The organism is Haloarchaeobius sp. HME9146 (assembly GCF_025399835.1).
Lineage (GTDB): Archaea > Halobacteriota > Halobacteria > Halobacteriales > Natrialbaceae > Haloarchaeobius.
The window spans coordinates 2,069,230-2,090,397 of record NZ_JAODVR010000001.1 but is presented as its reverse complement, the minus strand read 5'-3'; the positions used below and the strand labels follow the sequence as shown (position 1 = coordinate 2,090,397).

Sequence of the window (21,168 nt, the reverse complement as noted above, 5' to 3'; positions counted from 1 at the left end):
TAGGCTGCCGACCGGGGACCAGACGTCTTCGAGACCTACCCTTCACCGGTCCAGGTACTAGGGCCGATCTGGTGTCGGCAGTCTGCGCGACGAACACAACGAAATCGCCCTCGGTGCGCACACGTCAGCACGAGGGCCGACCCGAATCTACTAGTTAACAAATATATTTCCGTGGCCTGTGCGCTGACGACCATGCACGGATTCACCGAACCAACCTCGAGATTCGTCGCTACCGGGACAACAGATTCCTATCATTGTATGTGGGATTGTAGTACTACATGGCCCAAAATACAGACCCAATAATCTGGATAAGTATGTCTTAGCGTCGATAATGCAGACCCACACAGGAAGATAAGGGCTCTTATCCCGAACTGTGGGACACATTGAAGTATCGGCAGTGAGTCGGTCTTGCCAGAGCCGCATGTCGAGGAGCTACCAGAAATCTGATATCGTTTCCGGCCGGTCTCGCTCTGCTCTCGCGGCGGGCCTGATGCAACGTCGAGCGAGCCGATTCAGTGACTCACGGACTCGGTCGCATACTCATCCGAATGGGTCACCGACCACACCAACAAACAAGCAGCAAATGTTGCTGCGAAATGGGGTGTGCCTACAGCCCCAATCGAAGCACGCAACCCCTGGGGTTCGACCGGGGAAGACACCCTTCCAGACGTGGTGGGTTGAGCATGATATATCAGGGTCTACTGAGGGGTGTCGATGAGCCAACAGGACACGAGTCGGTCGGTGGTGAAGACCTACGTGCCGGGCTACCAGAAAGCGGAGTGGGCCGACCACGCCGACGAGCTCGACATGAGCCAGAGCGAGTTCGTCCGGGCGATGGTCCAGGCGGGCCGACGCAAGTTCGACCTGCCCGACTCACCCGATAGTGGGGCCGAAGGGGACCAGAGTGACCCCGTATCGGGTGACTCAGAAGGCGGCGATCTCGACGAACGCGTCGTCGATATCCTCCACTCTGCCGAGGGCCCCTGTACCTGGGACGAACTGCTGGCCGCGGTGAGTGATGACATCGAGGACCGCCTCGACAGCGCGCTCCAGGACCTTCAGGCCGCTGGACGCGTCAGGTACAGCGGTCGAGACGGCGGCTACGTGCCGGCAGAGGATGCCTGAGATGGCCGATTCCGTCGCGTACTTCCTCGAGGACCAGACCTACCACGGGAAGGCGAAACGGACGCAGGAGGCCTACGAACGGGTCCTGCGGCGGTTCGAGGCGTTCCTGGCCGACCCCGAATCAGGGCCCAGCGGCGGGTCGATGACGCCAGCAGACGCGGATAGACGACAGTGCATGGCGTGGGTCCACTCCCTGCGAGGCGAGCACGCACCGAGCACGGTCGCCTCCTACGCCTCCTACGTCCACCGGTTCTACGCCTACATGACCCAGGTCGGTGAGTTCGAGTCGAACCCCATGGCGCTGGTCGTCGAGGAGATGAACGAATCCATCGACAAGGACCCGACGAGACGGGAGCTCACCGTCGACCAGATGCGGGGCTTCGTCGCCGATATCGGCCATCCGCTGGAGCGTGCGCTGGTCGTGAGCCTCCTCAAGACCGGGATGCGTGTCGGCGAACTCTGTAATCTGGACCTGCGAGACATCTCGCTGGCGGTTCCGGCTATCGAATCCGAGTACGACCTCGGTGGGCGTGTCCAGCTGGAGGGCCGCCCGGACTCCATCTTCGTCCCGGCAGAACCGGCCCACGGCGAGGAGTACCACGGGGAAGAGCGGACCGCGGCCAACAAGCGAAAGCGCTCGACCGTCGTTCCGGTCGACGACGAACTGAAGCGGGTGCTCGTGGCGTGGCTGGCGATCCGCCCTGACGCGGTATCGCCCGCAGAGCCGCTGTTCTGCTCGACGTCGAGCGACTGGGGCGAACGAATCACCCCCCAGGGCGTGCGCCACATCGTCGAGACCCACGCCAGGGAGCACGGCTGGTACCGAACGGGGGGTGGGGCCGCCGAGAACGTGACCCCGCACTACTTCCGGCACTTCTTCACCACGCATCTGCGGGACCGAACCGGCGACCGTGGCATCGTCAAGTACCTCCGGGGCGACGTGGCGAGCGACATCATCGACACGTACACCCACAACTGGGGCGACCGAGTCCGCAAAGTGTACGAGGCGAACGTCTACTCCCTGCTCTGAGTCGATCTTTCGGATACACTCGATTCTGCTTCATCGAATCTCGCCACTGTTCGGTGTTCGACACCAGTCTCGTAAACCAAATCTCGCTATACAGAATTGGGGTGCCCGAATCCAGAATCGGCCGAGTCAGAATTCCGCGTTCACGGCCTCCAGCTGCCGCCAGGCGTAGGTTCTGAGCGCTTCGCGGAACTCGGCTGGGTCCTCGTCGATGTGGCCCGCATCGGCAGCGCGAACGCCACCGGGGAGGAACTTCGCCGTCAGCGTCGCCCTGTACAGGCATCGTCGTCGGTGAGAGCGCGGCGGAAGCGACGCGATGTCCCGGTACCCATCGAACAGGGCTTCCCGGAGCGTTCCCGAAGCGACGGCGTGAGGCAAGTCGAAGAAGTCGGTACAGGCCCTCGCTATGTCGTACTCCCCGGGGAATGCCATGGCTCCTTCCCAGTCGACGAGCAGCGCTTCGTCGGTGTCGGTGAACTGGACGTTAGCGGGACCGGCGTCGGCGTGGGTGAGGACCGGCTCTACATCGTCGAACCACCCGCGGTCGGTCGCGCGACGAGTGGCTTCGCAGATGGCGTCCCGAAGGTCCTCGTGGGGCGTCCCGGCGAGTCTGTCGAGCCAGTCGTCGACGAGGGCCTCCCAGCACTCGCCCCAGGGCGAAGGGTTCTCGACCTGAAGTCGGTCGTCACTGTCGGTCGTGAGGGAGCCGAACCCATCGAACCAGTCCGCTGTCGAGTTGTGTAGGTGGGCGAGTGCGCGACCGAGCGTTCGAAGCCGAGTCTCCTGTCGGGACTGAGGAACGTCATCGTGGAATGGCTCGCCGGCGACCCAGGAGAAGACGGCGAAGCCATCCCCAGCACCGAGGACGGTCGGGAGTGAAAGATCGGTCGAGCGCTCGACACCCTTCAGTATCATCGTCTCCCGGGCGAGTGGTTCCCGGTCGGCGTCCTCGAGGACGTGCTTGCAGACGGCGCGGCGACCGTCGATTGTGACCTCGTAGACAAGGTGACGGTGCGTCCGTCGTACCTCCTCGTGAAGTTCGTAGTCGTCCGAGATCGATGCGACTGCGGTCCGGATGGTCGTGGCGTCGATGGTCATGCGAACGCCGGGTCTCGGCCGGCGACCGGCCCGCTCCGGGACAGTCCCGCAGCTAAGGCCCTGAAGATGACAGCCAAATATTCAGAGAAGGCCGTGTAATAGCTTCCGCTCTCGTGGCAGGTGGTTCAGCCCGTCGGGGTCTCGCCCGGTTTCGGCTTCTATGGGTACCGTCGGGCTGTCGCGTTCTCTGTCCACGCGGGGCGCTCGATGCTCGTCGTCCCCACGTTACGGTAGACCAGTCGATGCATGACGGTGACCGTTTGCCCGTCCCGGGTCGTGATGTACTTGAACGTGAACTCGCGGACCAGCCCGTCCTCGTCGACGATGACGTCGAGGCTGGCGTCGCGGATGGAGGCGTCCGCATCGATGCTGAGCTGGGCCCGGTCCCTGACCGTGTCTCCGCGGAGCCGGAACAGCGGGTCGTCGACACCGCGGGGCGCATGGCCGAGTCGGTCCACGCTCTCGATGGCGACCGCCTCGAACGCGACCGCGAGGATGTCGGTCTGCTGGCCCCGGAAGATACCCAGGTCTGTCGGTGAGAACGGGGTCCCGTCGGAGTCGCGGAGCACGGTCACGTCGGTCTGGTCACCGATGGTCCGGCGGCTGTAGACGGTGTGGCCGTCGGCGAACAACTGCGTCTCCTGGGTCGGCCCGACACTCGTGCCTTCGGCTCGCTCGTAGTACCGGTACCGCGACCGGTTCGCGGGGTAGGAGCCGTCGCGGACCAGTTCGCGGCGCACCGTTCCGTTCCAGGACGTCTCCCGGTAGACCGCGGTGACGCGATACCCCGTCCCGTCGAGGGCACGCTCGTGGGTGTCGAGCAACACACCGACGTCCCCGACCTTGTCGCGGCTTGGATCCGGGTCGAAGACGGCTCGAGTGGTGGACTCGGTGGGGGTCGCTGTCGGCTCGGCAGTCTGCTCGACAGAGAACGGTGCTCGCGTGGTCCCGTCGTCCGCAAGGCCGCCACAGCCAGCCAGCGCCACGAGGAGCGCGAGGACGGCGACCTGTCGGACTCGCATTGTCTCGGGTTAGCAAGGGACGTGCATCAAGGTTGTGCTGGCGGGTGCCGTGGTCGTCGTCGCGTTGTCCGAGGTGTACTCGTCCACCCAGTCCGGCCGCGTGAGCGTCGTCTGTCCGAGGTCACGGTAGACCAGTCGGCGCTCGATGAACACCGGGTCGCCGGCTTCCGTCTCCGTCTCGAACGTCAGCCGGTACTCGTAGACGAAGCCGCGATGGTCGACGATGGCCTCGAGACTGGCGTTCTCGACCGTCCCGTTGGGGCCCTGGGCGAGGAGCTGTGGACTCTCGACGGTCTCGGACTGGACCCGGTAGAGGGGGCCTTCGAGCCCGGCTGGGATACGGTCGAGTTCGGTGACGCTCGTCAGGTTCATCCCCGCGAAGCCCTGGTAGAGGAAGTTGTACATGCCTTCGCGACCCCGGAATACGCCGAGGTCCGACGGCGGAATTGGGTCGCCGCTGTCCCCCAGCCGTGGAACCGACACCGACGTGCCGTTCTCGGTCGTCTGCCGGACGTACGCCCGGTCCCCGTCGCCGAAGACGACGAAGGCGCTCTGCCGAAGGGCGGCCGTCCCCGACACCTGGCTGTCGACGAGATACCGCGAATCGTTCGCTGCGTACGCTCCGTTCACGTGCCGGCGGAGGAGCACGGTCCCGTTGGTGTGGGTGGCCTGGACGAGGTACTCGGTACGATAGCTCCTGTTCTCGAGAACGCGTTGCTGGGCCGAGAGCATGTCGCGGACGTCCCCGAGGTCGTTCGCGGTCGGGTCGGGGTCGAACTGCGGGACCGTCGTGGTGGGGGTTGTGGTGTCGTCGGGTTCGGTCGGTTGCCCGGTCCCCTCGACAGAGAAGGGCTGGCGGGTCTCCTGGGTCGGGCCAAGGCTCCCGCAGCCAGCGAGGACGATGGCGAGCGCGACCGCGAGAGCGGGGAGGGAGCGCATCGCTCGACGTTCTCGCCGGGAGTATTTCAGTCTTGATAGAAGTCTGCCAGTTGCCCGGCGCTCCGCGTGGCCCGGACAGCGATCGCAACGGTCTCGGGTTCGGTGATGGTCGCGGCCTCACGCACGCGGGAGTAGTCGCTATGCAGGTCGCTCGCGACGTGTGACCGCCAGGGACCGTCCTCGACGACGACGAGGGAATCGACCGAGTCGACGGCATCGAGGACCGCACGGTTCCCGTCCGAGAGGTAGGGCTCGGCGAGGACGACGACCTCCGCGTCGGCGATGTGCGCTCGGAGCGACGCGACCGTTCCCTCCTCGAGTGCCGCATAGGGATCCGCGAGCAGGGAGTCGATTCCGAGCAGGCGTGCGGTCTCCACGAGGGCGTCACCTGGCGGGGCCGGGCCGACCGACACCTCGGCGTCCGCGTTGGCAAGTCGTTCGAGGGTCCGTGCCGCGACCGACCCGTTCCCCACGAGGTGAACTCGACAATCGAGCGACTCGACCGGGTGAGCCAGTGGCGTCACCGTCACGCTCTCGGTGACGGGGTTCCGGGTGAGGACGGTCTCGGCGTCGAAGCTCTCGCGCAGACGCGGCCGCGTGAGAACGCTGTCGGGTTCGCCCGACGCGACCACGTCTCCACCCGCGAGCAAGACGAGTTCGTCGCAGTAGCGGGCCGCCAGCGAGAGGTCGTGGATGGCCGCGACCGCGGTCTTGCCGTCCGCGACGAGTTCCCTGACGAGTTCGAGTGTCTCGACCTGATGGTTCACGTCGAGGCTGGCGGTCGGTTCGTCGAGCAGGAGGACGGGTGTCTCCTGTGCGAGCGCCCGCGCGATGGTCACCTTCTGTCGTTCGCCCCCACTCAGTTCGTCGACCGGCCGGTCCGCCAGGTCCGCGATGTCGACGCGCTCGATGGCCTCGTCGACGGCCCGGTGGTCCTCGGGAGTTGCTGAGGTGAACCGCGAACGGTGCGGGGTGCGCCCCATGGCGACGAGGTCGCGCACGGGGAACGAGAACGAGACGGTCGTATCCTGCGGGACGACCGCGACCTGCCGACTCGCGGCCCGGGCCGAGAGGGAATGGATGGGTTCGCCACACACCTCGACCGACCCGGAATCGGGCGTGAGTGCCGCGCTCATCGCGCGCAGGAGTGTGGTCTTTCCGGCCCCGTTCGGCCCCACGAGGCCGACGAAGGTGCCGGAATCGACCGACAGCGAGACATCTTCCAGCACGGTCGCGTCACCGTAGGCCACCGTCACGTCGTCGACCGATATCACAGCGCATGCACCTCCCGGCGCTTGAGCAGGAACAGGAAGAAGGGCGCACCGAGCGCCGCGGTCACGATGCCGACGGGCAGTATCTCGGCGGTTGAACGCGCGACTGTGTCGGTCGCGACGAGGAACGAGGCCCCTGCGAGCGCGCTCGTCGGGAGCAGAATACGGTGGTCCGGTCCGACGACGAGGCGAAGCATGTGCGGGACGACGAGCCCGACGAAGCCGATGACGCCGGCGACGGCGACGCCGGCCGCGGTGACGATGCTCGCGAGCGTGAGCAACAGCAGTTTGGTCCGCTCGACCGCGATGCCGAGGTGGTGGGCGTCCTCCTCGCCGAGCAAGAGGACGTTCATGTCGTTCGTGTAGGGCAGGAGGAGGACGAAGCCGACGAGACCGATGCCGCCGGCGAAGGTCACGTCGCCCCAGGTCGCCGCGCTGAGGTCGCCCATCAGCCAGTACAGGGCCTCGCGCAGACTCTCACCGCTGGTGACCAGCAGGAACGAGACGACCGCCCCGAGGAACGTCTGGATGGCGACCCCTGCGAGCAGGAGGGTCGCAACCGGGGTCCGGCCGCGCTCGGTCGCGAGGGCGTAGACGAGGAACGCGGTGAGGATGGCACCGACGAAGGCCGCCCCCTCGATGCCGAAGGGTACCGAAAGCGGGAGGACGATGGCACTGACCGCGCCGACGGCCGCGCCGGAGGAGACACCCACGATAGAGGGGTCGGCCATGGGGTTCCGGAAGAAGCCCTGCATGACCGTCCCGGCGGCCGCGAGCGAGAAGCCGACCGTGGCGGCCAGCGCGATGCGCGGGAGCCGGACGCTCGCGACGATGACGCTCGCAGTCTTGGGCACCTGGAACTGGAACACCGTCGTCGTCTGGAGGGAGAGACCGCCTGCGAGGGTGACGCCGCTGGGGAGGGCGAGCTGGTTCAGGAGGACCTTCGCGACGGTGAGGTAGTCGATGGAGACGGGGCCGACCGCGGCACAGACGACCGTCGTGAGGGCTAACAGCGCCGTCAGCCCCGCCGACCAGCCGACCGTCTTCGTCCGCGTCTCCATACTGTCGTGTCTACTTCGCAAATGCACTTGCTTTAGGTAAATACTTATTGCATACGTGGCGAGTTGGGTGTGATGACAGGAACACGGACGCTGCTCGTCGCAGCACTGCTGGTCATCTCGTCGTTCGGCGTCGTCGCGACGCCGGCCGCCGCGACACCAGCCAACGACAGCACCACGGCAGGTTGCTCGTTCCCGTTCACCGCGACCGACGCGACGGGAACCGAAGTCACACTCGAGGAAGCGCCCGAACGCGTCGTCACGGCCGGCCCCGCCTCGGCCCAGACGATGTGGGAGATCGGCGCACAGGCGAAGGTCGTCGGCACGACCCAGTACGCGAAGTACCTCGACGGTGCCGAGACGACCGCGAACATCTCCGGCTCGGGATACGCCTTCATCTCGGTCGAGAAGGTCATCGCCCAGCAGCCCGACCTCGTCCTCGCGGCGAGCATCGTCCCCGACGAGAAGGTCGAGAAGCTCCGCCAGGCCGACATCACGGTCTACAAGTACGAGTCGGCCAGCTCGCTGGACGACGTCATCGCGAAGACGGAACTGACCGGCAAGCTCGTCGGTGCCTGTGATGGGGCCGCCGAGACGGTCGACTGGATGGAGACCGAGCGCAAGGTCGTCGAGCAGGCGGCCGAGGGCAAGGAGCCCAAGCAGGCCCTGTACGTCTTCTACGGTTCGACCCCCGGGCCGAACACGTACATCTCCGACCTCATGACCACTGCGGGTGCGACCAACCTCGCGGCGGACGCTGACCTGGAGTACTCCAGTGCCGGCTACGCCCGCCTCAACCCCGAGGTCGTCGCCAACATGAGCGTCGAGTGGCTGCTCCTCAACAGCGGCCAGCCCGAACCACGCATCCCCGACTCCGAGGCCTACCAGAACACGATGGCGGTCCAGCAGAACCAGACCATCGTGATGGACGAGAACCGCGTGAGCCAGCCCGCACCGCGCAGCTTCCTCGTGATGCGGCAGCTCTCGAAGACCTGGTACCCCGACGCCTACGCGGAGGCCAACGCGAGCGTCCGCGGTGAGGCGGAGGTGTCGACCGGAACCACGGCGACCACCGAGGCGACGACGGCGATGAGTACGACCGCCAGCACCGAGACCACGGCGGAGCCCGCATCCAACGGCTCGCCCGGCTTCACCGCCGTCGGTGCCGTCGCCGCACTGACCGCCCTCGGCGCGCTCGCCCGGCGCGACTGACGGGTCTCTTTTTCCCGCACTCGACGCGGAGAGTCCGAAAGGCCGATACCGGGTGACCCCGTCCGACCGCACATGGTCGAGAACGTCATCTGGCCCGCGTACCTCGACGCGGAACTCTCCCGGTCCGGTGGACGGCGCGTCCCTGCAGACCTCGCCGTCTCCGAACCGACCGTCGAAGAGATCGCGAAGGCCGTCCAGCAGGTCGGGTACGACGCCCGCATCGAACGCGACGTGGCGTATCCACGCGAGGGATACGAGGGGCGCGGTCGCGTCCTCGTGAAGAACCCGACGGACGACTCGAAGAACGACATCGTACAGGCCGTGGCGGCCTACGTCAACGCCCTCCGCGAATGAAGCGCGTCGGGACGGTCGTCCGGTCCGCCCAGGGCCTCGCCATCGCCCGCACGGACGGCGAGGACCACCCCCGCATGGGCGAGACGGTCATCGACGAGTCCCTGGACACGGTCGGCCGCGTCGTCGACGTGTTCGGGCCGGTCTCGCGCCCCTACGTCGCCGTCTCCGGCGACACCGACCCGGCACTGTTGCTCGGGCAGACGCTCTACGCCCGGTAATCGGCCGACTGAAGGGAGGATACGCGAACGCAAGGCCGAAATAGCGCGGGCCGAAAGGTCGTGGCATGAACGACCGTTATCGGATTTTCGGGGCCGTCGGCCTCGCCGTCACCATCTTCGTGCTGGTGCAACTCGGCGCGCTCTCGCTCGTCGAGCCGTTCAAAGAGGGTGGTCGACAGGTCGTCGAGAACCCGCAGGACGCGACCAACAGCATCGTCTACATCGGTGCCATCCTGGTGGCGACCGCGGGGATGCTGGCCGCGTTCAAGTTCGACCTCCAGTGGCTCATCCGCGGGTTCATCATCCTCACCAGCGGCATGCTCTCCTACTACGTCTTCGAGACGTTCATGCCGACGACCGTCGCGGTGGCGGCCGGTGGGGTCGTCGCCCTCGGCCTACTCGTCTACCCCGAGTGGTACGTCATCGACACCGCCGGCGTCGTGATGGGGTCGGCCGCGGCCGGCCTGTTCGGCATCAGCTTCGGGCTGTTCCCCGCCATCGTCTTGCTGACGATTCTGGCAGTGTACGACGCCATCTCCGTCTATGGAACCGAGCACATGCTCACGCTCGCGGAGGGCGTCATGGACATGAAGGTCCCCGTCATCCTCGTCATCCCGACCACCCTGTCCTTCTCGTTCCTCGAACTGTCGGCCGGGGGCGACGAGGAGGGCGACGATTCCGCCGACGGGGAGACCGTGGCGGCCGACGGGAACGGCACTCCCGAGGGAGCAGACGACCCCGAATCCGACCCCAGCCTGGAGTCGGAGGGTGCCCTCGACCGTGACGCCCTCTTCATCGGACTCGGCGACGCCGTCATGCCGACCATCATCGTCGCCAGCGCGGCGTACTTCCACAGCGGCGCGACGGACACCGTCACCCCACTCATCACGGACCCAATCCTCCTGAACCTGCCCGCGCTCACCGCGATGGTCGGGACCATCGTCGGTCTGCTCATCCTCCTCTGGATGGTCCTGAAGGGGAAGGCACACGCTGGCCTTCCACTCCTGAACGGCGGCGCGATCGGTGGCTACCTCGTCGGTGCGCTCGCCGCCGGCGTCCCGCTGATGGCGGCGCTCGGACTGTAACCGCTCCCTGTTGTTGCGGTCTTTCGCGGGTATCGACGCCACTGCCCAAAGTGACATCTACCGCACCGACGAACCCCACCCATGGACGACGAAATCGCGGTCGTGACCGCGGCAGGACGTGGTATCGGCGCAGCCTGTGCACGCAGACTGGCGGACGACGGGTACACGCCCGTACTGCTCTCGAAGTCGGGCGCAGCGCGGGACGTGGCCGACGACCTCGGCGGCGTCGGCTTCGAGGGGTCGGTCACCGACCCGGCAGACCTAGAAGCTCTCGTCGAGGCCGCGACCGACCGATATGGAAGAATCGACGTGGTCGTCAACAACACCGGCCACCCCGCGACGGGCGACCTGCTCGATATCGCCGACGAGGACTGGCACGACGGACTCGACCTCGTGTTGCTCAACGTGGTCCGGATGGCTCGCCTCGTCACGCCAGTGTTCGAGGAACAGGGTGGCGGCAGCATCGTCAACGTCTCGACCTTCTCTGCGTACGAACCGTCGCTCGATTTCCCGGTCTCGTCGGTGCTCCGGGCCGGGCTCGGTGGGTTCACCAAGCTCTACGCCGACCGCTACGCCAGCGAGAACATCCGGATGAACAGCGTGCTTCCGGGGTACACCGACAGCTACGAGATTGACGAGGCGACCCGAGACGAGATTCCGATGGGCAGGTCGGCGCGAACTGACGAGATAGCCGACGTCGTCGGGTTCCTGGCCTCGGACGCGGCGAGCTACGTCACCGGCCAGAACATCCGTGTCGACGGCGGCCTGACCGAGAGCGTCTGAGTTCCGAAGGAAGAATCAATCTCACTCGAACGCCCGCAGCCAGTGGTGGTCCGGGTCGACGGTGAGAATCGCCTCCCGGAGCCAGCCGCGTGGCTCGGGGGCGAGCTGTGGGAGCACGCGGTCGAAGTCGGCTTCGTCGTGCTCGCCGAATATCGGGAGCTTGTAGCAGAGAACGATTTCGGGGGCGAGATACGGGATGCCGGTCTCGGAGACGCGAATCACCTTCTCGATGTCGCGGGTCACACGAGAATCACGGCGGAAGTTCCACTGTTCGCCATCGTGCTCGTTGAGCAGACACTCCAGCTGTGGGAGTTCGAACGCCTCGTTGCGGGCGTGGAGTTCGTGCCGGGGGAGTTCCAGCCACTCCCCGGTTGGCCACGGTTCCGTCCGCTCCTCTCCGGGGACTGCCACCTCGAACGTCCAGTCCGAGAGGTGCTCGCGCAGGGCGTGCTGGTCCTCGCGGAACACCGCGACCTCGACGTCCCCGTGGGACCGGGTCTGCTCGCCGAGGAAGCAATCGAGTGCCCACCCACCCGCGATAGCCCACGGCTGGTCGAACGTGCGAAAGCGATCGCCGACCGCGTACACGTCGTTCCAGGTGGTCTCGCGGGACATGTCGTTCATCAGGTATCCACTGTACGATATGAAAGTATCGGCTGACCGGCGGCGCGCCGAGTCCGCTCACTCCGCCCGAACTGCCCCGGTGCTCGACGAGGGGGAGGTCCGCCACAGACTGTACCCGTAGACGACAACTGCAACCGCCAGCACGGTATCGACGACCTCGATAGCCAGCAACAGCGGGGGCATCGCGTCCGGCGACGTGGGGAAGACGCCGAGCAGGTCAAGCAGGTAGACGAGGACGTAGAGGACGGCGAGTCCTATCGCGGCCGGCACAGCGACCCGCCGCCCCTGCCAGAGCCGGGAGGCCGTCGCCAGGCTCGCGAGGCCGAGCGCGGTCAGGAAGCCGTTGAATCCCCAGTAGACAGCGGGCGAGAGGTGTGCGAACGACCGGGTCTCGATGGGGCCCCAGGGCGCGAGCGACACGAGCAAGCCGGTGACGAGGAGCAACAGCAGTGCGAGGCGTCGGAACGACGTGTGTGACATACACCAGTCGTTGGAGTCCACCTGCGGTGGGGATTACTCCGAGCATGCTAGCTGTATTTATATATCCTAGTCGAACACGCAGCGAGATGCGCAGCACGACCGTGGCGCTCACCTGGGAAGACACCGGTCTCCATCCGCTGTACGACGCCCTCGCGACCACGCCGGACGTGGCCGTCGAGGCGCTCCATTACATCAACCCGGTCGGTGACGACGGCTATGCCGAGTTGATACAGTTGCGCGGCGACCTCGAACTCGCTCGCGAGGTGTTACAGCAGTCGTCGGCCGTCGACGAGTTCGAGGTTTCGGAGTCGGGTATCGCGTACGTCCACTACGAGGCGTCGCCGCTCATGGACGACCTCCTGGGCGTCCTCTTCGACCACGCCGTCGTGCTCGAGTGGCCGGTCGAGTTCGTCGCGGCCGATGGGGTTCCCGAGGCGCGGGTGACGTTCGTCGGGACGAGTCACGCACTGGCCGAGGCGGTCGCAGCCATCCCGTCGGCGATTACGGTGACGCTCGAACGGACCGGCCGATACCGGCGTTCGACGCCATCGCTCTCGACGGTGCTGACCGAGCGACAGCGAGAGATTCTCGAGGCGGCCGTCGCGGCCGGCTACTACGACGTGCCGCGGGGGACGACCCACCGGGAACTCGCGGCCGCGCTGGACCTCGCACCTGGGACCGTCAGCGAGCACCTGCAGCGGATCGAGCACAACCTCGTGACCGCGTTCGTGCCGGGGTGACCGCTCACTCGCCGGTCAGGGCTTCGCTCGCCGGCGAGATGCTGATCTCCTGGCCGAGGTCCTGGGCGACGGCCTTCTCGTAGAGCATGTAGGCTGCGGCGGTCGTCTCGATGCCGGTCCCACCGGAGTCGAACACGGTGATGTCCTCCTCCCCTTCTCTGCCGGGTGCCTCGCCGGCGACGACCTCGCCGAGTTCCGCGTGGATGTCGTCCTCGTCGACCACGCCGGCCTCCATCGCGCTGATGAACGAGCCGGCGTCCTGCGTGACGCGCTCGCGGAGGTCGGGGACGTACGTGGCGCGCTCGATGGTCGTGTGGTCGAGTTCGCGCTTCTCCGGGTGGTACTGGCCCATCGCGGTGACGTGGGTGCCCGGTTCGAGCAGGTCACCGTCGAAGACGGGTTCCGAGGCGGTCGTCGCCGTGATGACCACGTCGGCATCCTCGACCGCCGCGGCCGAGGAAGCGACCGCAGCGACCGAGGCGTCGTAGCGTTCGTTCATCTCGGCCGCGAAGCCCTCGCGGTTCTCCTTCGTCGGGGAGAACACGTTCACGGTCTCGAAGTCTCGGACCGTCATCGTGGCCTTGAGCTGGCCCCGGGCCTGCGCGCCGGTCCCGATGACCGCGAGCTTCGTGGCGTCGTCGCGGGCGAGTGCGTCGACCGCGACCCCGCCCGCGGCGCCGGTCTTGTACGGGTTCATGCTCGCGCCGTCGATGAGCGCCAGGGGCGCTCCCGACTCCGCGTCGAACAGGGGCGTCATGAACCACGCGTCGACCTGGCCGAAGCCGGCGGAGTACATGTAGCCGCCCATGGCACCCGTCTCGGGAAGCACCGCGGAGTAGCTGAACAGCATCCCCGGCGGGTCGTCGTTCCGAAGTGTGGTCCGTGGTTTCGCGGGTGCGCCCTCGCCGCGCTGGCGGTAGGCGTCTCGGACGGCATCGACGTACTCGGCTGGTTCGGCGAGTCCGGCGACGTCGTCACTGGTCAGGAACAGCGCGTTCGTCATGGTCAGCGAATCGATAGCCAGCGGTAAAAAGGCGTATGCTGGGTAGGTTGGTCAGTCGGCGTTGGGCGCGGGCGCGGACGGCGTGTTGGTGGTGTCCGTCTTCGCGGTGATGGTGTCGACCGGTCCTCGGACGAACATGGCGTGTCCGATGAGCAGCGCAGCCGTGAGTGCGGCGATGGGAACGGCGGCCTCCAGCTGGAGGGTCGTGAGTGTGGTGAGCGCGCCGGTGCCACCGAGGAGTGCGAGCGGAATCAGCCCTAGAACGATGTCGTAATACCCAGTCATAACGTATTAGAAATTATGGGAAAGGAGAATATAAAGCTTTCGCCTATAGGAGCGAGATAGGACATCTATGGCTGATTCATAAATAGCGCATGTGTTATCCATAACTTATGAGCTCGATTCAGGTTGCATAACTCGACGCCCTCTTGCGTTTTCTCAGAATTTACCTCTGGTGCAGGACACCCAATATATGTTTTCTGCTTTCGCTCAGTGCCGGAACCGATGCGTTTTACCGACCGACTCACGACCACACGTCCGTGAATCGGAACGACCGCGCAATCGTCGCGCTCGTGATGGTCGGGCACGGGATGGTCCACACCTACGAACTCTCCATCCCCATCTTCGTGAGCGTCTGGCTCGCGCCGGGCAGCTTCGGAGCGACCGAGGCGACCCTGGGACTCGTCACCGCGGTCGGCTACGGCCTGTTCGGTCTCGGCGCGCTCCCGGGTGGCGTGCTCGCGGACGTCGTCGGGTCGAAGCGCCTCATCGTCGGCTGTCTGGTCGGGATGAGTGGGGCGTTCGCGCTCCTCTCTGTCGCGCCGGGCATCCCCGTCGTCGCCCTGGCACTGCTGCTCTGGGGGGCGGCCGCCAGCGTCTACCATCCTTCCGGGCTCTCGCTCATCAGCCGCGGGACCGAAGCACGCGGCTCGGCGTTCGCCTACCACGGGATGGCTGGGAACCTCGGCATCGCGCTCGGCCCGTTGCTGACGGCGACGCTCCTGCTCGTCCTCGACTGGCGGCAGGTCGCCCTCGCCCTGGCGGTCCCCGCGCTCCTCGCCGCGACCGTCGCGACCCGCATCGACGTGGACGAACGCGCCGCAGTGGCAGACGGCGGCGACTCGAAGGCCGACAGCGTCTCCTCGCTCTCGGAGTTCCTGGCGGGGAGTCGCGCGCTGTTCGCGGGCGGCTTCCTCGTCATCTTCGCCATCGTCATGGCCTCGGGGCTGTACTATCGCGGGGTCCTGACGTTCCTGCCCGAGATCCTCGGTGGCTTCCCCTCGTTCGACCCCATCGAGCTCGCCGGGCAGGAGCTCGAACCCGCCCGGTACGTCTACGCCGGGCTCCTGATGGTCGGTATCGCCGGGCAGTATGTCGGCGGACGGCTGACCGACCGGACGGAGCCCGCGAAGGCGCTCAGAATCGCGTTCCCCGCGCTGGCGGTCATCGCGCTCGTCTTCCTGCCGGTCGCCGATCTCGGTATCTACGCCTTCCTAGCGTTGTGTGCCGTGCTCGGCTTCTTCCTGTTCCTCGTCCAGCCGCTCTACCAGGCCGCCGTCGCCGAACACACGCCCGCCGGCACGCGGGGACTCTCCTACGGATACACCTACCTCGGCGTGTTCGGTGTCGGCGCACTCGGTGGCGTCCTCGCGGGCGGACTGCTCACCTTCGCGGACACCGGTGCACTGTTCCTGGCGCTCGCGGGTATCGGCCTGTTCGGCGGACTGGCCAGTCTGGTGTTGAGTCGCCGCTGAAAACGATGCGTTCGATTATTCGACCAGCCAGCGCACGACGAGCGGGCGTGCGATTCCGAAGGTGACCGCGCCGAGACCGGTCATCACGAGCATGAACGTCCACGGGGAGTTCCCAGAGAAGTACGGCGAGGCGCGGAGCATGAGACCGATGTTCGCGCCACCGATCCAGGCACCGGCGGCCAGCCGTGCCGATTCCACGCCGCCCGCGAAGGCCCGGTCCCCGTACGCGCCGACGAGCGTCGCGACGAGGAACCAGCCGACCAGGAAGGGGAACATGGTCTCTGCGACGGCGACGGGTGCCGTAATCGGGTTCACGCCGTGGCGAAGTTCGCCGGCCGTGATGAGCGCGACGAGGACGACGAGGTCCGCCCCCGCGAGCTTCCAGACGGCCGACAATGGCCGGGCGTCGAGGCCGAACAGACGCTGGGCTGTGCTCATGACCGACCCTGTGGACCGGAGTACTATCCCTCTCCCGGTTTCTCACGGGCTCCGCGACCACAGGTCGGTCGGCAGGCAACGTTTTTGTCGTCGGCACGACACTGCCGACCATGAACCGGACGTTCGTGGCCGGGGGCGCACTCACGGTGCTGGGACTGGTGGGCTATGGTATCGGGGTGGTCGCGCCCTATCCGGGACGGGCCTTCTCCGTGACCGGCGTGATGATCGGCCTCACCCTGGCCGCCGTCGGGACCGACTTCGGGCGGGGTGAGCCCGAGTGACCATCCAGTCGCACGTGTTCGACAGCAGCGGTGTGAACGACCACGAGGACCTCACCGAGGCCAAGGAGGCGAACGGGACGACCTGGATTCGTGTTAGCGATGCGACCGACGAGGAACTCCAGCAGGTCGCGGGGACGTTCGGCATCCACGAACTCGAACTCGACGACGTGCGCAACGACGTGCGTCCGAAGACCGAAATATTCCCGGAGCACGTGTTCACGCTGGTGAAGACGGCGGTCCTCCGGGCCGGCGATACCACGTTCGAGGAGGAGGTCAGGTCCGAGACGGTCGGCATATTCATCGGCGAGGACTGGGTCGTGACACTCTCGTTGACGACCCTGCGGGCGGTCGGGAAGGTGTGGAACGCGGTCACCCGCGAGGACCAGCGCATCCTCTCTCGCGGGCCGGATTTCACCGCCTACCGCATCCTCGACAACGTCACCAACGACTACTTCGACCTCATCGACGAGGTGGAAGACGACATCGAGGCCGTCGAGGAGGAGGTCGTCGGCGCGACCGGCATCGAGACGCTCGAAGACATCAACAGCCTGCGCCGCGAACTGCTCTCGGTCAGACGGGTGCTCTGGCCGAGCCGGGACGCGGTCGGCGTCCTCGCGCGGGGTGACGACAACGTCATCGAAGAACGCCACGAGAAGTACTTCCGTGACGTGTACGACCAGCTCGTCCAGCTGGTCGAACTCATCGAGACGTACCGCGACCTGGTGACGGGCGCGCGGGACATCTACCTCAACTCTATCTCGATGAACATGAACGAGGTGATGAAGACCCTGACCGTCGTCGCCACCATCATCCTGCCCCTGACGTTCGTCGTCGGCATCTACGGGATGAACTTCTCCGTGATGCCCGAACTGGGCTGGGAGTACGCCTACCACGCCGTGATGCTGGGGATGGTGGGTATCGCCGCCATCATGCTACTGTACTTCCGGGAGGAGAGCTGGCTGTAGCGTCGGGCGAGCCGTTCGTCCCTATTCGGCGTTCTCGCGCTTCAGCGAGAGAACGGTCCGCTCGAACTCACAGACCAGCGTTTCGTCGTCTCGCGGCTCGCCATCCGTCGTATCTGGCAGTTTGAACACCTCGACGTGCATCGTCACGATGCCACGCTCGCCGTCGCTCGTCTCGCGCTTGTCCGTCACGGTCGATTGCACGCGGATGGTGTCGCCGTGGAACACCGGATTGGGGTGGGAGACCTCGTCGTACGAGAGGTTCGCGACGATTGTCCCGTCCGTGGTCTCCGGGATGGAGATACCGACCGCCAGCGCCATGGTGTAGATGCCGTTGACCAACCGCTCGCCGAACTGGGTGTCGGCGGCGAACGACTCGTCGAGGTGGAGCGGCTGCTGGTTCATCGTCATATCACAGAAGCGCTGGTTGTCGCTCTCGGAGATGGTCCGGCGTCGCTCGTGTTCGATGGTCTGGCCGACCTCGAACTCCTCGTAGTAGAGCCCTGACATGGCCGAGTCGTCGCACCCACGTGTGAAATGTCGTGTGGTTCCTCACGGTCGGTTGTGAGACGTGTGCACTGACCGTGAGAGAGAGTCACGCAACATCTGCACGAACCCAAACCGTTTTATTTATCAATGAGTCCACGGAAGGTCTGGCAAATGCCCCGGCAGCCCGCCAACGCGTGGGAACAGCGTCTGTCGGTCCCGTTTCGCCCGTCGTCGTGTCACTGTGACCCACAGCCACGACTCGCACGTCCACGGTGGCAGACGGCGGCGACTCCATAGAACCATGGCAACAGCAACAGCCACCGACGAAGAAGAAGCGGAACAGCACGAAGAGAGCGCCCTGGAGACAGCCCGACGCCAGCTCGCCCGGGCGGCCGAGTACCTCGACGTCGACGAGGGAACCATCGAACGCCTCAACCACCCCGACCGCGTCCAGCGCGTCTCCATCCCGCTGAAGCGTGACGACGGCTCGACCGAGGTCTTCACCGGCTACCGCGCCCAGCACGACAGCGTCCGTGGCCCGTTCAAGGGTGGGCTGCGCTTCCACCCCGGCGTCACCGAGGAAGAGTGCATCGGGCTCTCGATGTGGATGACCTGGAAGTGCGCCGTGATGGACCTCCCCTTCGGGGGCGGCAAGGGTGGCATCGTCGTCGACCCGAAGGAACTCTCGAAGGACGAGAAGGAGCGGCTCACCCGCCGCTTCGCCGAGGAACTGCGCGACCTCATCGGCCCGAAACACGACATCCCCGCCCCTGACATGGGCACCGGCCCGCAGGAGATGGCGTGGTTCATGGACGCCTACTCGATGCAGGAGGGCGAGACCATCCCCGGCGTCGTCACCGGCAAGCCGCCGGTCATCGGCGGTTCCTACGGCCGCGAGGAGTCCCCGGGTCGCTCCGTCGGTATCATCGCCGAGCAGGCCATCGAGTACTACGACTGGGACATCTCGGACACGACGGTCGCCGTGCAGGGCTTCGGGTCGGTCGGCGCGTACGCCGCCCGCTACCTCGACGAGAAGGGTGCGAAGGTCGTCGCCGTCTCGGACGTGAACGGGGCCATCTTCGACCCCGACGGACTCGACACGCAGGACGTCGAGGACCACGACGCCCGCCCCGGTATGGTGTCGGGCTACGACGCCCCGGAGAAGCTGACGAACGAGGAACTGCTGGAACTCGACGTGGACGTGCTCATCCCGGCCGCCATCGGGAACGTCCTGACCGCCGAGAACGCCCACGACGTGCAGGCCGACCTCGTCGTCGAGGGGGCGAACGGCCCGACCACCACCCGCGCCGACGAGATATTCGCGGAGCGCAACATCCCGGTCGTGCCGGACATCCTCGCGAACGCGGGCGGTGTCACCGTCTCGTACTTCGAGTGGCTACAGGACATCAACCGCCGCCAGTGGTCGCTCGAACGCGTCAACGAGGAGCTCCACCAGGAGATGCTGAAGGCGTGGACCGCGGTGAAGGCCGAGGTCGAGGCCCGCGACGTGAGCTGGCGCGAGGCGACCTACATCGTCGCACTCTCCCGTGTCGCCGAGGCCCACGAGGCCCGCGGGCTGTGGCCCTAGTTCGGGTTCTCTGAATCGGTCTCTTCTTGCTGGGCGTAGACGCCTGCGCCGATCGCCGTCCCGAGAGCGATGCCGATACTGAGCCAGAGTGCCAGGTCGCCTGTCGCCACACCGATCGCGCTCCCGATGGCGGCACCGAATGCGACGCCCAGCCCGACCGGAAGCCCCGAAGTATCGTTCATGCGTGGGAGATTGCCGGTAGAACAGATAGTGCTATCCCTGTGTTCGTGAGCCCGTCAGTCCGAGGCTCGTGGGTCGGCCTGCCCAGCCGAAATCTGCTCTGCCGTGTTCGGTTCGCTCACCCTCGCCTCCGGCAGGTCGTACCCCCCGCTCGTGTCGAACTGCTGGAGCCGTGAGAGCAGCTGTCGCGACTGGTCGGTCAACCGACCCGCGCTCTCGGAGACGTGGCCCAGCGCGTTCGCGTTCGCCGACGCCCGGAACGAGGCCTGGTCCGATTCTTTCGTCGCGCCGGACGCGGACTCGGTGACGCGTTCGACCAGCGTGACGACCTCCTGGGTCGAGTCGGCCTGCTGTTCCGTGGCTGTGGTTATCTCCTGGACGCCCTCGTTGGTGCGCTGGGCGTAGTCCGCCACCGAATCGAGCGCCTCGATTGCGCGTTCGACCTCGGCCACGTCCTCGGAGACCACGGCCTGGGTCTGTTCCATCTGGGCGACCGACCGGTCGGTCTCCGCGGCGATGCGGTCGAGGCGTTCCTCGACGTTCTCCGCGGCCGCCTGCGTCTTCTCGGAGAGCTCCTTGATCTCGGTCGCGACCGCCCCGAAGCCCTCCGAATCACCGTTTCGCGAGGCTTCGATGTTGGCGTTGAGCGCGAGGACGTTGGTCCGCTGGGCGACCTCGGTGATGGTGTCGACGAGGTCGTCGACGGCTTCGACCTCCGATTCGAGGGACTCCATCGCGCTGACGGTCTCCTCGGTCTCCGCCTCGATATTTCGCATGCTCTCGGTGGCGTTGGCTGCTGCAGCACGGCCCTGCTTCCCGCTCTCTGCGGTCTGTTGGGCCGTCTCGCTGACCTCGTTCGCGGTCGCGGTTATCTCCTCGATGGTCGTCGAGAGGCTGTTCATCTCGGCGGCGACCGACTGCAGACTCCCGCTCTGGGACTCGGTGATGCCGGCGATGTCGGAGAGCGACTCGCTGACGTGCTCGCCACCCGTCTGGACTGTATCGGTACTGGCGCTGACCTCGTTGCTGTAGGTCGCGACCTCGCCCGCGAACTTCTTCAGCGAGACGACGGCGCGCTCGAACTCGTCCATCAGCGCGTTGAACTCCGTCGCCAGGGCCACCAGCCCGTCGTTCTCGACGGAGTCGTCGAGGCGGCGAGTCAGGTCGCCATCGGCCATCGCAGCCATGGTCTCGCCGTACTCCCCGGCGACGCGTTCGACCGATTCGCGTTCACGCGTCGCGGTCGTCGCGTCGTTCCGGGCGCGCTGGAGGTCGCCGGCGAGGCCGTCGAGTTCGTCGAAGAACTCGGCCATCGCGTCGGCCTGGTCCGCCGGGACGTCGAGGGTTTCACCGGCCCGGACGCGCCGAACGGCTTCGGTCAGTTCGTCGATGTGGACGTCGTTCTTGCCGAACACGCCGTCGAAGATGCCAGCCATC

25 protein-coding genes are annotated in these 21,168 nt (G+C 66.3%); 12 read left to right on the top strand and 13 right to left on the bottom strand.

The features are described from left to right. Positions 1 to 714 precede the first annotated feature (714 nt). A complete protein-coding gene (locus N6C22_RS10805) occupies positions 715 to 1,125 on the top strand; it encodes a DUF5805 domain-containing protein (RefSeq protein ID WP_261651115.1) in 411 nt (136 codons plus the stop codon). Further along, the gene (locus N6C22_RS10800; RefSeq protein WP_261651114.1) at positions 1,118 to 2,155 is read left to right on the top strand and encodes a tyrosine-type recombinase/integrase; all 1,038 of its coding nucleotides are present in this window, start codon (positions 1,118 to 1,120) and stop codon (positions 2,153 to 2,155) included. The genes N6C22_RS10805 and N6C22_RS10800 overlap by 8 nt, the downstream gene beginning before the upstream one ends. Positions 2,156 to 2,281: 126 nt before the next feature. On the opposite strand, the gene N6C22_RS10795 is transcribed toward N6C22_RS10800, so the two are convergent. The 5 genes from N6C22_RS10795 to btuC all read right to left on the bottom strand — a co-directional run bounded on the left by N6C22_RS10795 (position 2,282) and on the right by btuC (position 7,543). Beyond that, positions 2,282 to 3,250 carry a phosphotransferase family protein gene (locus N6C22_RS10795; protein WP_261651113.1) on the bottom strand — a complete coding sequence of 323 codons (969 nt, stop codon included), beginning with the start codon at positions 3,248 to 3,250 and terminating at the stop codon, positions 2,282 to 2,284. A 158-nt stretch (positions 3,251 to 3,408) separates the two neighbouring features. After that, positions 3,409 to 4,272 carry a hypothetical protein gene (locus tag N6C22_RS10790; RefSeq protein WP_261651112.1) on the bottom strand — a complete coding sequence of 288 codons (864 nt, stop codon included), beginning with the start codon at positions 4,270 to 4,272 and terminating at the stop codon, positions 3,409 to 3,411. Between the two features lie 9 nt (positions 4,273 to 4,281). Then, positions 4,282 to 5,211 carry a hypothetical protein gene (locus N6C22_RS10785; protein ID WP_261651111.1) on the bottom strand — a complete coding sequence of 310 codons (930 nt, stop codon included), beginning with the start codon at positions 5,209 to 5,211 and terminating at the stop codon, positions 4,282 to 4,284. 26 nt (positions 5,212 to 5,237) lie between these two features. Further along, positions 5,238 to 6,485 (bottom strand): heme ABC transporter ATP-binding protein, encoded by a 1,248-nt coding sequence (locus N6C22_RS10780; protein WP_261651110.1) that lies wholly within the window; start codon positions 6,483 to 6,485, stop codon positions 5,238 to 5,240. Continuing rightward, on the bottom strand, positions 6,482 to 7,543 hold the full coding sequence (gene btuC / locus N6C22_RS10775; protein WP_261651109.1) for a vitamin B12 ABC transporter permease BtuC: 1,062 nt from the start codon (positions 7,541 to 7,543) through the stop codon (positions 6,482 to 6,484). The genes N6C22_RS10780 and btuC overlap by 4 nt, the downstream gene beginning before the upstream one ends. Positions 7,544 to 7,615: 72 nt before the next feature. On the opposite strand from btuC, the gene N6C22_RS10770 reads away from it, so the two are divergent. The 5 genes from N6C22_RS10770 (at position 7,616) to N6C22_RS10750 (ending at position 11,192) form a co-directional block, all read left to right on the top strand. Beyond that, positions 7,616 to 8,752, top strand: coding sequence for a PGF-CTERM-anchored ABC transporter substrate-binding protein (locus N6C22_RS10770; protein ID WP_261651108.1), 1,137 nt, complete (start codon positions 7,616 to 7,618; stop codon positions 8,750 to 8,752). A gap of 72 nt (positions 8,753 to 8,824) precedes the next feature. Beyond that, the gene (gene srp19 / locus N6C22_RS10765) at positions 8,825 to 9,106 is read left to right on the top strand and encodes a signal recognition particle subunit SRP19 (protein WP_261651107.1); all 282 of its coding nucleotides are present in this window, start codon (positions 8,825 to 8,827) and stop codon (positions 9,104 to 9,106) included. Continuing rightward, the gene (locus tag N6C22_RS10760) at positions 9,103 to 9,324 is read left to right on the top strand and encodes an H/ACA ribonucleoprotein complex subunit GAR1 (RefSeq protein WP_261651106.1); all 222 of its coding nucleotides are present in this window, start codon (positions 9,103 to 9,105) and stop codon (positions 9,322 to 9,324) included. Before srp19 ends, N6C22_RS10760 begins: the two co-directional genes overlap by 4 nt. A gap of 65 nt (positions 9,325 to 9,389) precedes the next feature. Further along, complete coding sequence (locus N6C22_RS10755) at positions 9,390 to 10,409, top strand: presenilin family intramembrane aspartyl protease PSH (protein ID WP_261651105.1); 1,020 nt, start codon at positions 9,390 to 9,392, stop codon at positions 10,407 to 10,409. Positions 10,410 to 10,490: 81 nt separating this feature from the next. Continuing rightward, positions 10,491 to 11,192: an SDR family oxidoreductase gene (locus tag N6C22_RS10750; protein ID WP_261651104.1), complete on the top strand. Its 702-nt coding sequence runs from the start codon at positions 10,491 to 10,493 to the stop codon at positions 11,190 to 11,192. A 21-nt stretch (positions 11,193 to 11,213) separates the two neighbouring features. Here the strand turns inward: N6C22_RS10750 and N6C22_RS10745 are convergent, their stop codons facing one another. Both N6C22_RS10745 and N6C22_RS10740 read right to left on the bottom strand, forming a co-directional pair. Then, a complete protein-coding gene (locus N6C22_RS10745) occupies positions 11,214 to 11,816 on the bottom strand; it encodes a hypothetical protein (protein ID WP_261651103.1) in 603 nt (200 codons plus the stop codon). A gap of 57 nt (positions 11,817 to 11,873) precedes the next feature. Then, positions 11,874 to 12,296: a hypothetical protein gene (locus tag N6C22_RS10740; RefSeq protein ID WP_261651102.1), complete on the bottom strand. Its 423-nt coding sequence runs from the start codon at positions 12,294 to 12,296 to the stop codon at positions 11,874 to 11,876. Positions 12,297 to 12,382: 86 nt separating this feature from the next. Between N6C22_RS10740 and N6C22_RS10735 the strand changes: the two genes are divergently transcribed. Next, positions 12,383 to 13,036 carry a helix-turn-helix domain-containing protein gene (locus N6C22_RS10735; RefSeq protein ID WP_261651101.1) on the top strand — a complete coding sequence of 218 codons (654 nt, stop codon included), beginning with the start codon at positions 12,383 to 12,385 and terminating at the stop codon, positions 13,034 to 13,036. Positions 13,037 to 13,040: 4 nt separating this feature from the next. Here N6C22_RS10735 and N6C22_RS10730 read toward each other — a convergent pair whose 3' ends face one another. After that, positions 13,041 to 14,039, bottom strand: a complete 999-nt coding sequence (locus tag N6C22_RS10730; RefSeq protein ID WP_261651100.1) for an ornithine cyclodeaminase family protein — start codon at positions 14,037 to 14,039, stop codon at positions 13,041 to 13,043. 51 nt (positions 14,040 to 14,090) lie between these two features. Next, entirely contained in the window at positions 14,091 to 14,324 is a 234-nt protein-coding gene (locus tag N6C22_RS10725) for a hypothetical protein (protein ID WP_261651099.1), read from the bottom strand. 290 nt (positions 14,325 to 14,614) lie between these two features. Between N6C22_RS10725 and N6C22_RS10720 the strand changes: the two genes are divergently transcribed. Then, a complete protein-coding gene (locus N6C22_RS10720) occupies positions 14,615 to 15,793 on the top strand; it encodes an MFS transporter (RefSeq protein WP_303647723.1) in 1,179 nt (392 codons plus the stop codon). A gap of 15 nt (positions 15,794 to 15,808) precedes the next feature. Here N6C22_RS10720 and N6C22_RS10715 read toward each other — a convergent pair whose 3' ends face one another. Continuing rightward, the gene (locus N6C22_RS10715) at positions 15,809 to 16,231 is read right to left on the bottom strand and encodes a DUF3054 domain-containing protein (RefSeq protein WP_261651097.1); all 423 of its coding nucleotides are present in this window, start codon (positions 16,229 to 16,231) and stop codon (positions 15,809 to 15,811) included. A 110-nt stretch (positions 16,232 to 16,341) separates the two neighbouring features. Between N6C22_RS10715 and N6C22_RS10710 the strand changes: the two genes are divergently transcribed. Together N6C22_RS10710 and corA are read left to right on the top strand one after the other, a co-directional pair. Beyond that, positions 16,342 to 16,512, top strand: coding sequence for a hypothetical protein (locus N6C22_RS10710; RefSeq protein ID WP_261651096.1), 171 nt, complete (start codon positions 16,342 to 16,344; stop codon positions 16,510 to 16,512). Between the two features lie 2 nt (positions 16,513 to 16,514). Continuing rightward, positions 16,515 to 17,477, top strand: a complete 963-nt coding sequence (gene corA / locus N6C22_RS10705; RefSeq protein ID WP_261652553.1) for a magnesium/cobalt transporter CorA — start codon at positions 16,515 to 16,517, stop codon at positions 17,475 to 17,477. 21 nt (positions 17,478 to 17,498) lie between these two features. On the opposite strand, the gene N6C22_RS10700 is transcribed toward corA, so the two are convergent. Next, the gene (locus tag N6C22_RS10700) at positions 17,499 to 17,984 is read right to left on the bottom strand and encodes a MaoC family dehydratase (protein WP_261651095.1); all 486 of its coding nucleotides are present in this window, start codon (positions 17,982 to 17,984) and stop codon (positions 17,499 to 17,501) included. Between the two features lie 280 nt (positions 17,985 to 18,264). On the opposite strand from N6C22_RS10700, the gene gdhB reads away from it, so the two are divergent. Continuing rightward, entirely contained in the window at positions 18,265 to 19,551 is a 1,287-nt protein-coding gene (gene gdhB / locus N6C22_RS10695) for a glutamate dehydrogenase GdhB (protein ID WP_261651094.1), read from the top strand. Here gdhB and N6C22_RS10690 read toward each other — a convergent pair. Both N6C22_RS10690 and N6C22_RS10685 read right to left on the bottom strand, forming a co-directional pair. Next, complete coding sequence (locus N6C22_RS10690; RefSeq protein WP_261651093.1) at positions 19,548 to 19,733, bottom strand: hypothetical protein; 186 nt, start codon at positions 19,731 to 19,733, stop codon at positions 19,548 to 19,550. The two genes, gdhB and N6C22_RS10690, sit on opposite strands and share 4 nt — an antisense overlap. A 54-nt stretch (positions 19,734 to 19,787) precedes the next feature. Next, positions 19,788 to 21,167 carry a methyl-accepting chemotaxis protein gene (locus tag N6C22_RS10685; RefSeq protein ID WP_261651092.1) on the bottom strand — a complete coding sequence of 460 codons (1,380 nt, stop codon included), beginning with the start codon at positions 21,165 to 21,167 and terminating at the stop codon, positions 19,788 to 19,790. Position 21,168 lies beyond the last annotated feature (1 nt).

Bases quoted from the DNA above. Each gene is read 5' to 3' on its own strand.
- N6C22_RS10805 (WP_261651115.1), top strand. From the start codon at position 715: ATGAGCCAACAGGACACGAGTCGGTCGGTGGTGAAGACCTACGTGCCG.
- N6C22_RS10800 (WP_261651114.1), top strand. From the start codon at position 1,118: ATGCCTGAGATGGCCGATTCCGTCGCGTACTTCCTCGAGGACCAGACC.
- N6C22_RS10795 (WP_261651113.1), bottom strand. From the start codon at position 3,250: ATGACCATCGACGCCACGACCATCCGGACCGCAGTCGCATCGATCTCG.
- N6C22_RS10790 (WP_261651112.1), bottom strand. From the start codon at position 4,272: ATGCGAGTCCGACAGGTCGCCGTCCTCGCGCTCCTCGTGGCGCTGGCT.
- N6C22_RS10785 (WP_261651111.1), bottom strand. From the start codon at position 5,211: ATGCGCTCCCTCCCCGCTCTCGCGGTCGCGCTCGCCATCGTCCTCGCT.
- btuC (WP_261651109.1), bottom strand. From the start codon at position 7,543: ATGGAGACGCGGACGAAGACGGTCGGCTGGTCGGCGGGGCTGACGGCG.
- N6C22_RS10770 (WP_261651108.1), top strand. From the start codon at position 7,616: ATGACAGGAACACGGACGCTGCTCGTCGCAGCACTGCTGGTCATCTCG.
- srp19 (WP_261651107.1), top strand. From the start codon at position 8,825: ATGGTCGAGAACGTCATCTGGCCCGCGTACCTCGACGCGGAACTCTCC.
- N6C22_RS10760 (WP_261651106.1), top strand. From the start codon at position 9,103: ATGAAGCGCGTCGGGACGGTCGTCCGGTCCGCCCAGGGCCTCGCCATC.
- N6C22_RS10755 (WP_261651105.1), top strand. From the start codon at position 9,390: ATGAACGACCGTTATCGGATTTTCGGGGCCGTCGGCCTCGCCGTCACC.
- N6C22_RS10750 (WP_261651104.1), top strand. From the start codon at position 10,491: ATGGACGACGAAATCGCGGTCGTGACCGCGGCAGGACGTGGTATCGGC.
- N6C22_RS10745 (WP_261651103.1), bottom strand. From the start codon at position 11,816: ATGAACGACATGTCCCGCGAGACCACCTGGAACGACGTGTACGCGGTC.
- N6C22_RS10740 (WP_261651102.1), bottom strand. From the start codon at position 12,296: ATGTCACACACGTCGTTCCGACGCCTCGCACTGCTGTTGCTCCTCGTC.
- N6C22_RS10735 (WP_261651101.1), top strand. From the start codon at position 12,383: ATGCGCAGCACGACCGTGGCGCTCACCTGGGAAGACACCGGTCTCCAT.
- N6C22_RS10730 (WP_261651100.1), bottom strand. From the start codon at position 14,039: ATGACGAACGCGCTGTTCCTGACCAGTGACGACGTCGCCGGACTCGCC.
- N6C22_RS10725 (WP_261651099.1), bottom strand. From the start codon at position 14,324: ATGACTGGGTATTACGACATCGTTCTAGGGCTGATTCCGCTCGCACTC.
- N6C22_RS10720 (WP_303647723.1), top strand. From the start codon at position 14,615: ATGGTCGGGCACGGGATGGTCCACACCTACGAACTCTCCATCCCCATC.
- N6C22_RS10715 (WP_261651097.1), bottom strand. From the start codon at position 16,231: ATGAGCACAGCCCAGCGTCTGTTCGGCCTCGACGCCCGGCCATTGTCG.
- N6C22_RS10710 (WP_261651096.1), top strand. From the start codon at position 16,342: ATGAACCGGACGTTCGTGGCCGGGGGCGCACTCACGGTGCTGGGACTG.
- N6C22_RS10700 (WP_261651095.1), bottom strand. From the start codon at position 17,984: ATGTCAGGGCTCTACTACGAGGAGTTCGAGGTCGGCCAGACCATCGAA.
- gdhB (WP_261651094.1), top strand. From the start codon at position 18,265: ATGGCAACAGCAACAGCCACCGACGAAGAAGAAGCGGAACAGCACGAA.
- N6C22_RS10690 (WP_261651093.1), bottom strand. From the start codon at position 19,733: ATGAACGATACTTCGGGGCTTCCGGTCGGGCTGGGCGTCGCATTCGGT.
- N6C22_RS10685 (WP_261651092.1), bottom strand. From the start codon at position 21,167: ATGGCTGGCATCTTCGACGGCGTGTTCGGCAAGAACGACGTCCACATC.